Source organism: Micromonospora sp. DT53, from assembly GCF_049841535.1.
Lineage (GTDB): Bacteria > Actinomycetota > Actinomycetes > Mycobacteriales > Micromonosporaceae > Micromonospora.
This window is the reverse complement of record NZ_JBNCKM010000013.1, coordinates 119,280-131,003: the sequence shown is the minus strand read 5'-3', so window position 1 is coordinate 131,003 and position 11,724 is coordinate 119,280. Positions and strand designations below refer to the sequence as shown.

The window sequence follows — 11,724 nt, the reverse complement described above, 5'->3', positions numbered from 1 at the left end:
CGCGGACGTGTCCGTCGCCGACGGTCAGGCGGCGAGCACCGCGGCCTCCACTGTCGGGTCCAGCCCGATCGAGCTGCGCTGCGGCCGCCCGGCGCGCGGCGGAACCGCGCCGACCTCGCGGAGCCAGCGCCAGGTGTCCTCGACGGTCTCGGTCACCGACCGGCAGGTCAACCCGGCGGTGAGGGCCCTGGTCACGTCCTGCTCCAGCAACCCCCGGTGCGGGTGGCCGCGCGGCATCCAGATCGGCAGGTCGCTCCACGGCTGCACACCGGCGGCGAGGAGCGACGCCGGATCGGTCCAGCGCAGCCGGGCGTCGGCGCCGGTGGCGGCCACGCACACGCCCAGCAGCTCGCCCATCGTGGTCTGCGCCGGACGACCGATCGCGTTGAACGTGTCGCCCAACCGCCGGGCACCCGCGGCCAGCAGCCACCCCGCCAGGTCGCGGACGTCGACGTACTGCACGGGCAGGTCGGCCGGCCCGGGGGCGAGCACGTCCCCGGCCCGCTCGATCCGTCGTAGCCACCAGGGCAGCCGGCCGATGTCCTCCCCCGGGCCCAGGATCAGGCCGGCCCGGGCGACCAGCGCCCGCTGACCGAACACCTCCCGTACGGCACGCTCAGCACCGGCCTTGAGCTGCGGGTAGTCGCCGTCGACGGACCCCGGGTCGGCGTCCACCACCGGCGACTCCTCGTGCAACCCCGTGGTGGCCTGGTCGGCGTAGACCGACCCGCTGGACACGTACACGTAGTGGCCGACCGCGTCGACCAGGGCGCGGGCCGCGTCGCGGGCGACCCGTGGCGCGCCGTCCCAGGTGTCCACCGCGACGTCCCACTCACCGCCGGCCAGCGCCGCCAGGCCGTCCGGCGCGGTGCGGTCACCCCGCAACCGGTGTACGCCGGACGGCACCGCGCCGTGCAGCCCGCGGTTGAACACCGTCACCGACCAACCGCGGCGCACGGCCTCGGTGACCGTGGCCCCGCCCACGAAGCCCGTACCGCCCAGCACCAGCAGTCTCATGCCCCCACCCTGCCGAGACCGGGCGGCGCGGGACACCCCTGTTCACCGGCAGCGAATCTGCCCCTGGCAGAACCCGCCGGGGTCCGGTAGTCGGGAGGTTCCGGTCGGGTCGTGCACGGGCGGACCCTCCTCAAACGTGCAGAAAAGCCGCCCAGGGCATGGTCAACGGAGCCGCCGATTGCGAAGCTGCTTCAATCTGCGTGGGCCCGACCGCCATCCGAGGTTGGCTCGACGTCGGCACGACCCGGACGGAGAAGGGCATGACCAGCACACCGCTGTCCCTGCCGCAGCCATCCGCGCGGGCGCCCGAGTTCGGCCGGGACGCGCTCATCGTCTGCGAGAACCTGGTGCGGATCTACCAGACCGGTTCGATCGAGGTGCAGGCACTGCAGGGCCTGGACCTGGCCGTGGAGAGCGGTGAGCTGGTCGCCGTCGTCGGCGCCTCCGGGTCGGGCAAGTCGACGCTGCTCTCCATCCTGGCCGGCATCGACGCCCCCACCGCCGGGCGGGTCCGCGTCGACAAGTGGAACCTGCTGGCGATGTCCCGCGCGGACCGGGTGGACTACCGGCGACACACCGTCGGGTTCGTCCGGCAGCAGACGGCGAGCAACCTGATCCCCTACCTGACCGCACGGGAGATGGTGGACCTGCCGATGACGGCGGCCCGCACCGCGAAGGAGGAGCGCCGGGAGCGCGCGGCCGAGCTGCTGGACAGCCTCGGTGTCGCCGACTGCGCCGATCGGCGCCCCGGGCAACTCTCCGGAGGGCAACAGATGCGGGTCGCGATCGCGGTGGCGCTGGCCAACCAGCCGCGGGTCCTGCTCGCCGACGAGCCGACCGGCGAACTGGACGCCGCCACGTCCGCGGAGGTCTTCGGCGTGCTGCGGGACGTCAACCGGCGGTACGGCGTCACAGTTGTCGTGGTCACCCACGATCCGGAGGTCAGCGGCCAGGTCGAACGGACCGTCGCGATCCGGGATGGCCGCACCAGCAGCGAGGTGCTGCGCCGCAGCACCACCGACGCGGAGGGCGACACGCACATGATCGCCGAGGAGTACGCGGTGATGGACCGGGCCGGTCGGGTCCAGGTGCCCCGCGAGTTCCGCCAGGCGCTGGCGCTGACCCGACGGGTCCGGCTGGCCCTGGAACCCGACCACATCACGATCCGTCCCGACTCGGGAAGCGGCGAATGAGCAGCGAGCCGCTGCTGCGCGTGCGCGGCGTACACCGGCGCTTCCGCACCGGGCCGACCGTCGTACACGCCCTGCGCGGCGTGTCGTTCGACGTGGCCGCGGGTTCGATGGTGGCGCTCGTCGGCCGGTCCGGCTCGGGCAAGACGACCCTGCTCAACGTCATCGGCGGCCTGGACCGCCCGGACGCCGGCACCGTGCACGTCGACGGCACCGACGTCACCGCGCTCGACGAGGATGGCCTGTCCCGGCTGCGGCGCGAGAAGGTGTCGTACGTCTTCCAGAGCTTCGGGTTGATCCCGGTGCTGTCGGCCGCGGAAAACGTCGCGGCCCCACTGCGGATGGCCCGCGTCGCCCCGACCGAGCGCGAGCGGCGGGTCGAGTTGCTGCTGGAGCTGATCGGCCTGGCCGACCACGCCCAGCAGCGGCCGGCCGAGCTGTCCGGCGGCCAGCAGCAGCGGGTGGCGATCGCCCGCGCGCTGGCCGCCTCGCCCAAGCTTCTGCTCGCCGACGAGCCCACCGGGCAACTGGACGCCGAGACAGGCCTGTCGGTGATGGCCCTGCTGCGGGGGATAGCGGAGTCCGAAGGCGTCACCGTACTGGTGTCGACGCACGACGCGGTGATGATGGCCTTGGCCGACCGGGTGATCCGCATCCATGACGGGCACCTCGACGAACAGGCCGCCGGGCAGCCGTACGCGCCCGTGCCGGACGCCGGGTGACGCGACGATGAGGCTGCTCAGCCGGCGGACCCGCGCGCAGTGGCCGTTGCTGGCGGCCCTCCTCGGGGTCGTCACGATCGGCGCGACCCTGCTGGGCACCTGCACCCTGCTGATCACTCGCACCGCCGAGCGGGCGCTTGCGGTCGCCATGGCCCACGCCGCCCCCGCCGCCGTCGACGTGACCGTCTACACCGGCACCGTCGAGGGCCGCGACACGTCGTCCGTCGCCGCCGACACCCGTACCGTGGTGGCCTCCGCGCTCGCACCGTTCCCGGTGACGACGACCGCGCGGGCGTCGACAGTGCTGCGGGCGCTGCCGCCCGCGCTCGCCAAGGGCACCACCGTCCCGGCCCAGGCGTACCTGTCCGGGTTGGACGACCTGCCGACCCGAGGTGAGCTGGTCACCGGGCGCTGGCCACAGGACCCTGGCGACGCGGTGCTGCTGGAGTCCACCGCACAACTTCTCGGCCTCACCCCCGGTCGCCGGGTGCGCCTCGGCGCCGAGCTGGCCCACCCGCCCGGCCCGGCCATCGACGTGCTCGTCGTCGGTGTGGTACGCCCGCTGCCGGGGCGCGGCTGGGACCGCGACCCGCTGGCCGCGGCCGGTTCCGCAACCGGCTACCGGGACGGCCGCTTCATGCAGCCGGTCAACGCCTACGGCCCGTTCCTCGTCGACCTCGCCGACCTGGTCACCACCGGTGCCACAGTCGACCGGCTGGAGGTCACCGCCCATCCGGACCTGTCCCACCCCAACCGCCACGACCTGGAGATGGTGGCCGGGGCCGTCGGCAGTGCCGACGGCCGGCTGGCCGGCACCCTCGGCGACCGCGTCCAGCTCGCACGTGTCTCCACCGACCTGCCGGCGACCCTGCGGGCCGCCGACCACCAACGGCACGTCACCGCCGCCGTGGTGCTCGCCATCGCCGTCCTCGGCGGTGTCCTGGCCGCGACGGCACTCGTCCTCGCCGGCCGGTTGACCACCGGCATACGCGCCGACGAGACCGCCCTGCGGTCCGCCCTGGGCACCAGCGGTCGCCAACTCGCCGCCACCGCGACACTCGAGGCCGGGCTCCTCGCCGCCGTCGCCGCCGCGCTCGCGATACCTGCCTCGTCGGCCCTGCACGCCGGCCTGACCCACCTGCCGCCGCTGGACGGCGCCGGCCTGACCGTCCGGCCGGCCATCACCGGCGCCCAGGTCCTCGCGGTCGTCGGCGGCGCGCTGGTGCTCGCCGCTGTCCTCACCGTCCTGGCGATCCGGCCCGTCCCGGCAGCCGGCGACCAGCGCACCCGCCGCGAACTGCTAGCCCGATCCGGCGCCGACCTGCTGCTCGCGGCCTTTGCCGCCGCCGGATGGTGGCAGCTGTACGCGCAGCCCACCTCCGCCAGTCCACGCGCCGACGCGGTCCGTGTGCTCGCGCCAACGCTGCTGCTCACCGCAGGCACCGCTCTGGCTCTCCGGGTCGTACTGCCCGCCCTTCGCGGCGCCGACCGGCTGGCGTACCGCGCCCGCGGGCTGGCGCTTCCGCTGGCGGTCTCCGAGGCCGCCCGCCGGCCCCAGGCGGTCGCCGCCGGGCTGCTCGTCGGACTGGCCTGCGCGGCCGGAACCTTCGGCCTCGCCTTCGACAACACGTGGCACCAGTCGCAGCGTGACCAGGCCGCCCTCTCCGTCGGTACCGACCTGGCACTCACCCTCGGCACGGCCCCGGTGGTCGGAGAGGGCGCGGTCGTCAGCGCGGCCACCAGGGGAGCCGTGAGCCCGGTCCTCGACCGTGGTACCGCCGTCGGTCAGTGGCTCGGCGGCGCCGGCGATGCGCCCCGGCTGGTCGCCGTCGACACCACCCGCGCCGACGCGCTGCTGCGCGGGCGGCTGGACGACGACCGCGGATGGGCGGACGTGGGCGCCGCGCTGGCGCCACGCACCCGAGTCACCGGCCTCGCCATCCCGACTGGCGCCCCGCTCGTGTTGAGCGGGACCGCCGCCGGCGACATCCCGCTCGCCGTGACGCCCCGGCTGCTGCTGCAGGACGCCAGCGGCCTCCGCACGTCCTGCACCGGTCCCGCCGTACCGCTAAACGGCCAGGAGTTTCGGCTGCCGGCCTGCGCGACGGCTGACGGGCTGCGCCTCGTCGCGGTCGCGCTGCCGGTCACCGCCGACGAGATCGGCGGACCGGTCGCCGTGGCCCTCACACTCACCGTGCCGCCCGCCGGGTCGGCGGAGAGGTCCACTGACGGATCGGACTGGACCGCCACGTCCGCGCCGCCGATCCCGAGCAAGGTGAGTGACCTGACCCTCGGGGTGTCCGCCACGCCGACGGGAACCGCGCTGCGGATGGCCGCGACCGTCGACCTCGGCGGCGGTGCCGAGGACGCCGCCCGGACCCTCGTCGCCACCGCCTTCCCGGACCCCGGCCCGGTGCCCGTCGCCGTCTCCGCCCGCTTTGCCAGCGAGGTCGGTGCCGAGAGCGGCAGCCAGCTCAGCGTCACGATCGGCATCACGCCCGTCCCGGTCGTCGTCACCGAGGTCGTGCCGAACGTACCGTCCGCCCCCGGCGCCGTCGCCGTCCTGGCCGACCTGGACGCGCTGTCCCGCGCACGCGCCGTCATCGGCGACCTGACATTCCCGGTCGACGCCTGGTGGGTCGGCCACCCGGCCGGTCCCGGTGCCGCCGAGCGGGCCACCGCCCTGCAGCTGGGCACCGTCGCGACCCGCGAGGCGGAGACCGCCCGCCTCACCGACGGCCCGCTGAGCGCCGGGCTGCCGGCCGCGCTGCGGCTCATCGTCCCGGCCGCGGCCCTGCTGCTGCTCGCCGGCGTCGTCCTGCACGTCACCTGCGATCTACAGGTCCGCGCCGTCGAGGTGGCGCGGCTGCGCGGCCTGGGAATGTCCCGGCGCGGCATCCGGGCCGTGCTGCTCGGCCAGCATGCCGGCGTTCTGCTGCCCCTGCTCGCGGCGGGCGCGGCCGTCGGCGCGCTCGCCACCCGCGTCGTCGCTCCCCTGCTGGTGCGCTCCGACAGCGGCGCCGCGCCCGTCCCGGCCACCCAGCCACACTGGCCGTGGCCGGCCGAGGCCGCGCTTCTCGCCGTGCTGCTGGCCGGATGCGTGCTGGCGGTCACCGTCGTGGTCACCGTCCAGGTCCGCCGGGCCGACGCCGCGCACCTGCGGGTGGCGCCGTGAACCGGTGGCTGACCCGCCGGTGGCTGACCCGCCGGTGGCCGGCGCTGCACTGGCCCAGCATCCGCGGCCGGGGCCGTACCGACGCGGGGCCACTGCTGCTCACCGCCGTCGTCATCGCGGCCGTCACGCTGCTCGCCGGGGCCGTGCCGGCGCTGCTGCGCGCCGCCGCCGACGACGCCGTCCAGGACACGGTTCGCCGCGCCGGCCCCGACTCGAACGTCCTCGTACGCGCCAACTGGGAACGCGACGACGGGCCCACCGGCGGGCGGGTCCGGATGCCCCACCTCGCCGAGGACGTCGACACCTTCCGTTCCCGGGCCAGGCACGCGCTCGGGCCCGACCTGGACGCCGCGCTGCTTCCGCCCGTCGCCGCTGTGAACGGCCCGATCCTCAACATCAGCGACGGCAGCGTTCCGCGCACCTTCCAGTTCACCTACCTGGCCGGTGACCTCGGCGGTCCGGAGGTGACCTGGATCGCCGGCAGCCCGCCCGGCCCCGCCGTCACCGACGAGTACCTGGAGACCCCCTACGACGGACCACCCTGGCCGGTGCAGGTCGGCCTCTCCGAGGTGGACGCCACGGCACTCGACCTCGGCCCCGGCGATCGAATCGCGGTCAGGGACGGCCAGGGTCGCGACAAGGACGTCCGGATCAGCGGAATCTACCGACCCGCGGACAGCGCCGATCCGGCCTGGCGGCTCGCTCCGGCGCTACTGCGCCCCGTGCCCGGCGTCGACGGCGTGGGGACCACCCGGTTCGCCGGCCTGCTGTCGCGCGAGTCGTTACCGGACGCCCGGCTCGCGGTCGACGAGGACGAACTGCGGCGCAGCGTCCACTTCGCCCCCGAACCCGACGCGCTCACCTGGGGCAACACCGCGACACTCGCCGGTCAGGTGGTCAAGCTCAAGGCAGCCTCCGGCTCGTCAATCGATCGCGGCGAATCTCTGAAGTGGGAGTCGCAGCTCGACACCGCCCTGCGCGACGCCCGTGCCCGGAGCAGCGCCGCCTTCGCACAGGCCGCCGTCCTGCTCGCCGGGGTGCTGACCGCCACGATACTGATCCTGCTGCTCGCCGCCGACCTGCTGGTCCGCCGCCGTACGCCGGCGCTGAGCGCCGCCCGGCAGCGTGGGGCGGCGCTACCTGACCTCGGTGCGGAACTGGTCATCGAGTCCACCGTGGTGTCCCTGACGGCCGCCGCAGTCGGGCTCGCGTTGGCCCGCGCGGCCGCTCCGAGCGTCTCCTGGGCCTGGGCCGTTCCCGTGGTCCTGGCAGGTGTCGTCGCGGGGCCGGCGTTCGGCACCCTCGCCGCCGCCCGCGCCAGCCGCGACCGGCGCCAACCCGCCAACCCTGCCGCTCGGCGGTGGATCCGGGCCACCGGCCAGCTGCGCCGCGCCGCCACGGAGGCCGCTGTCCTGATCGCCGCGGTCGCCGCGTTCGTCACACTGCACCAGCGCGGGCTCCTACCCGTCAGCTCCGACGGCGGCACCGGTGAGCTGAGCGGCGACCTGACCCTGCCGATCAGCGCCGCCGCTCTGGGCGCGCTCGTCGGCGCGCTCGTGCTGCTCCGGCTACTGCCCCTCGGGGCGTGGTTCGCACTCCGACAGGCCCTGCGCTCGCGCCGCCCGCTGGCCGTGTTCAGTGCCGCCCAGGCGGCCACAACTGCCGGCCGCGCGCTGCCACTGCTGGTACTGGTCAGCACCGCGGCGCTCGCGTCGTTCGCGCTCATCCTCGGCGCCACCGTCACCCGAGGTCTGGCCGACGGCGCGTGGAGCACCGTCGGCGCGGACGCCCGCCTCGACGTCGGCGACGACGCCGAGGCCGCCACACCCGCACTCGCCGAACGCATCGCCGCCGCACCCGGGGTAGGGCAGGTCGTCGTCGCGCAGGTGACCGACTCGGCACGCGTCCTCACCGAATCGACACTGCTCACCCCACGCCTGGTCATCGTGGACGCCGCCGCGTTCCAGCGCCTGCTGGCCACCACTCCGCTGCCCGACGCGCCGGCGCTGGCCCGACTCACGGCACCCGGTCGTGGCCCCGGGGACGTCCCAGCGCTGGTCCGATCGAGTGGGGGCGAGCTGCGGACCGGCACGCGGCTGCAGCTGTCCCGGGACGGCGGCCCGGCGATCCATCTCGCCGCGGTCGGCACCGCTCCCGCCGTCGGCGGCGCCACCGACGTCGTCATCGTGGACGCCGCGGCCCTCGCCGACGCCGGGCTGCCCGCCGTTCCGAACACCGTCTGGGTGACCGGCCCCGGCGCGGCGCGGGCCGTGTCGAACACCGGCGTCGCCGCCGACGTCGTGCTGCGCGCGGACGTCCTGCGGGCACAGCGAGTGGCTCCGTTGACCGCGGGGCTCCAACGGCTGGCGTGGACGGCCGCCGCGGTGCTGCTGGCGCTGGGGTTGCTCGGCCTCACGCTCGCCGCCGCCGCCGGCGCGTCGGCGCGGTGGCAGACCCTGACCCGGCTGCGGACCCTCGGCCTGCGGCCACGCGACGTCCGCTGGGTCGCCGCCGGAGAGCTGCTGCCGCCGGTCGTGGTCGCCGCGGTGTGCGGCCCGCTACTCGGGGCCCTGCTCGCACGTCTGACGCTCGGCCCGCTCGACCTGCGGCTGCTCACCGGCCAAGCCGCCGACCCGGCGGCGGTCCTGCCGTGGTGGCTGCTGGGCCTGGTGAGCGTGGCGCTGCTGGCGGCGGCCACCACTGTCGTACCTGTCGAGTCGGCACTGCGGCGACGCGACAGGTTGAGCGAGGTGCTCCGCGCTGGTGACTAGCCGGCCAACTGGCCAACCGGCACGGCCGGGCGACGCTCGGCCGGGTGAACGAACCAGCTGATCTGCCTGAATGGATGGTGGGCGATACTGGGTTTGAACCAGTGACCTCTTCCGTGTCAAGGAAGCGCGCTCCCACTGCGCCAATCGCCCGTGGCGGCCCCGTGGGGCGCATGCGAGCGGACGACGGGATTCGAACCCGCGACCCTCACCTTGGCAAGGTGATGCGCTACCAGCTGCGCTACGTCCGCACGTCCCCGACAACCGCCGGCGACAGGTGAACTCTACCCGATGCCAAGATCGCTTGGCACGGCACCCTTGGGCGGTGGCGATTGCGCCGGTCGGCTGTGGGGTACTGAAGAACCTCGACAGCGCACCACACCCCCTTAAGGAGGCTGTCGTGGGTATCGGCACCAGCATCTTCCTGATCGCGCTCGGCGCGATCCTCACCTTCGCCCTCGACGCCAGCGTCGGCGGCATCAACCTCGACGTGGTCGGCTGGATCCTGATGGGCGCCGGCGTGCTCGGCCTGATCATGACCACGCTGATCTGGGGTCGCCGCCGCCAGGTCGTCACCACCACCGAGCAGCCGGTGGAGTATCAGCGGGTCGAGGAGCGGCGGGACATCGCGCCGCCGCTGTGACGCGGCATCTCTCCATCGTCGGCGAAGCCGGCACATGACGTCGTTTCCCGGCCGGTCGCCACACCAGGGCGGCCGGCTCGCCCACGACGCGATCGCTAGTCCAGGCAGGTGAGCGCGACCTCGGCGTACCGCGTCAGCGCCGCCCGGTCCGGGTTGATGGCACCCATCACCCGCAGGCCCTGGAGGCTGGTCACCAGGAAGCCGGCCAGGTCGGTGGCGCTGCGGTCGTTGCTGACCTGACCCCGCAACTGCGCCTCGGCAAGCAGGTCGTAGAGCGCCAACTCCAGGGACTGGGTGGTCGAGCGGAGCCGCTCGGCGACCCGCACATCCTGGTGCGCCCGCTCCATCGACGCCCCGACGATGAGGCAGGAGAGGTGCCGGCCGTCGCCGGTGATGTCGTCCACCGTGCCGATGAACACCTCACGGATGACCGCTCGCGCGTCGTTGCCCGAGCGCAGCAGATCGACCATCGGTGTGGCGTAGCGCTGCCGGTACAGATCGAGCACCGCCAGGTAGAGGCCGTCCTTGCTACCGAACGCGGCGTAGATCGAGCCGCTGCCCAAACCTGTCGCCTCGGAGAGGTCACGCATCGAGGTGCCCTCGTAGCCCTTGCTCCGGAACACGTCCATGGCAGCGTCGACCGCGGCGTCGAGGTCGAACTCACGGGTACGGGCCATGGCTGAACGCTACCCGCTATCTGGAACGATCGACAAAGTACCGCCGCTCACAGCCGTCGACGGGAGCTGTTTCCGCTGCCAGAGGGGGTTGTCGGCCCCGCGTTACGATCCAGATCATGGAGTCTCTCGACACGGTGCTGGCTGCGCACCGGGCGTACCTGCTCGGCTGGAACATTGGCGTCGTCGGAGGGCCGGACCTGCCGACCTACCGCAGTGAGGTGCCGCACGCGCCCCTCAACGGTGTGTTACGGGTGGCCGGACGCACACCGCGGGACGCGCTCGCCGAGGCCCGTGAGCGCCTGCACGGCGTACCCCGGATCTGGTGGGTTGGCCCGGACAGCGACGCCGGCACTGCGGACGGCCTGGCCTCCCTCGGCGCGGTGGAGGTCGCCCGCATGCCGATCATGACGGTGGGGATCGGGGAGGCGGCCGACGTTCCGGCTCCCGCCGGTATGCACATCACCGAGACCACCGACCTCGCCGCGTTCGTCCCGGCCTACGCCCGGGTGTCCGGAATCCCGGCGGACGGCGTGGCGGCGACGATCGAGCGGGAGAAGGCGTTCACCGGCGACGGCACCGCGCTCCGGCTGGTCGGCCGCCTCGACGATGGTCGGGTCGTCGCGACCGCCGTCGCCTGGGTCAGCCACGGTCTGGTCACGCTCTACTTCGTCGGCACCCAGCCCGAACAGCGCCGCAGGGGCATCGGCGCGGCCATGACCAGGGCCGCCCTCGATCTGGCCGGCGAGCGGGGCGCCCGCACCGCCGCTCTCACCTCGTCGGCCATCGGCGAGTCGGTCTACCGCGGCCTCGGTTTCCGCCCGGTGGGCGAGTTCCGCTTGTTGACCTTCTGAGGGGCGAGTACGCGCGGCCGGGCGGAAACCATTGACTACGACGGTCAGACAGCGTTGTCTTCTACTGGCGCCTGGGGAGGTACGACAGTGATCGACGATGTGTCCCTCGTGTTCTGCGTGACCGCTGACGTGTCGGTGCGCGAGCGGATGGTGCGGCGCCTGGACGGCCTCGGCACCCTGGTGATCTGCACCGACCTCGCGGAGTTGCAGGCGATGATCGGCGCGCCGATCACCGGCGGGCCGGCGTGGCTCACCACCTCCCCCACCGCCCCCGCTCCAGTCGCAGTCGCCGCCGATCCGGTCGCAGTCGCTCCAGCCGTTGGTGGGGCCGGTCGGATCAGCCTCGGCGACCTCACGATCGACCCACTCGACCACCGGGTGACGTGGCGCGGAGAACCGCTGGCCCTGACCCGACTCGAGCGCAACCTGCTCACCCAACTCGCCAGCGCACCGGTCGGGGTCTGGACGTACGAGAGGCTCTTCGAATCGGTCTGGGGCTGCGCGTTCCTCGGCGACACGTCGAGCCTGCACTCGGCCGTGAAGCGGTTACGTCGCAAACTGCGCGCCGCCGACGACGCCCTGCGCGTGCACACCGTGCGGGGAATCGGCTATCGACTCAGCGTCGACCGCTGACCGGCGCGCCACACAGCGAAACGGCTCGCCACCGGGTCTTCCAGTGAC

The 11,724-nt window shown here is 74.0% G+C and carries 9 protein-coding genes and 2 tRNA genes; 7 read left to right on the top strand and 4 right to left on the bottom strand.

Features of this window, described 5'->3' with window-relative positions; genetic code table 11:
- Positions 1 to 24 precede the first annotated feature (24 nt).
- Complete coding sequence (locus ACLQ3B_RS31700; RefSeq protein ID WP_425784339.1) at positions 25 to 1,017, bottom strand: NAD-dependent epimerase/dehydratase family protein; 993 nt, start codon at positions 1,015 to 1,017, stop codon at positions 25 to 27.
- A 260-nt stretch (positions 1,018 to 1,277) separates the two neighbouring features.
- Here ACLQ3B_RS31700 and ACLQ3B_RS31695 point away from each other — a divergent pair, with 260 nt between their 5' ends.
- The 4 genes from ACLQ3B_RS31695 to ACLQ3B_RS31680 are packed head-to-tail and all read left to right on the top strand — an operon-like array spanning position 1,278 to position 8,875.
- Positions 1,278 to 2,210, top strand: coding sequence for an ABC transporter ATP-binding protein (locus ACLQ3B_RS31695; RefSeq protein ID WP_425784338.1), 933 nt, complete (start codon positions 1,278 to 1,280; stop codon positions 2,208 to 2,210).
- A complete protein-coding gene (locus ACLQ3B_RS31690; protein WP_425784337.1) occupies positions 2,207 to 2,929 on the top strand; it encodes an ABC transporter ATP-binding protein in 723 nt (240 codons plus the stop codon). Before ACLQ3B_RS31695 ends, ACLQ3B_RS31690 begins: the two co-directional genes overlap by 4 nt.
- A gap of 7 nt (positions 2,930 to 2,936) precedes the next feature.
- Positions 2,937 to 6,104: an FtsX-like permease family protein gene (locus tag ACLQ3B_RS31685; RefSeq protein WP_425784336.1), complete on the top strand. Its 3,168-nt coding sequence runs from the start codon at positions 2,937 to 2,939 to the stop codon at positions 6,102 to 6,104.
- A complete protein-coding gene (locus ACLQ3B_RS31680) occupies positions 6,101 to 8,875 on the top strand; it encodes an FtsX-like permease family protein (RefSeq protein ID WP_425784335.1) in 2,775 nt (924 codons plus the stop codon). Before ACLQ3B_RS31685 ends, ACLQ3B_RS31680 begins: the two co-directional genes overlap by 4 nt.
- Positions 8,876 to 8,950: 75 nt before the next feature.
- Here the strand turns inward: ACLQ3B_RS31680 and ACLQ3B_RS31675 are convergent.
- Positions 8,951 to 9,025, bottom strand: a tRNA-Val gene (locus ACLQ3B_RS31675).
- A gap of 25 nt (positions 9,026 to 9,050) precedes the next feature.
- Positions 9,051 to 9,123 (bottom strand) — tRNA-Gly (locus ACLQ3B_RS31670).
- A 149-nt stretch (positions 9,124 to 9,272) separates the two neighbouring features.
- Between ACLQ3B_RS31670 and ACLQ3B_RS31665 the strand changes: the two genes are divergently transcribed.
- The gene (locus tag ACLQ3B_RS31665) at positions 9,273 to 9,515 is read left to right on the top strand and encodes a DUF6458 family protein (RefSeq protein ID WP_124819826.1); all 243 of its coding nucleotides are present in this window, start codon (positions 9,273 to 9,275) and stop codon (positions 9,513 to 9,515) included.
- A 95-nt stretch (positions 9,516 to 9,610) separates the two neighbouring features.
- On the opposite strand, the gene ACLQ3B_RS31660 is transcribed toward ACLQ3B_RS31665, so the two are convergent.
- Positions 9,611 to 10,192: a TetR/AcrR family transcriptional regulator gene (locus ACLQ3B_RS31660; RefSeq protein WP_425784334.1), complete on the bottom strand. Its 582-nt coding sequence runs from the start codon at positions 10,190 to 10,192 to the stop codon at positions 9,611 to 9,613.
- Between the two features lie 116 nt (positions 10,193 to 10,308).
- On the opposite strand from ACLQ3B_RS31660, the gene ACLQ3B_RS31655 reads away from it, so the two are divergent.
- Positions 10,309 to 11,043: a GNAT family N-acetyltransferase gene (locus tag ACLQ3B_RS31655; protein ID WP_425784333.1), complete on the top strand. Its 735-nt coding sequence runs from the start codon at positions 10,309 to 10,311 to the stop codon at positions 11,041 to 11,043.
- 129 nt (positions 11,044 to 11,172) lie between these two features.
- A complete protein-coding gene (locus tag ACLQ3B_RS31650; protein ID WP_425784443.1) occupies positions 11,173 to 11,676 on the top strand; it encodes a winged helix-turn-helix domain-containing protein in 504 nt (167 codons plus the stop codon).
- Positions 11,677 to 11,724 lie beyond the last annotated feature (48 nt).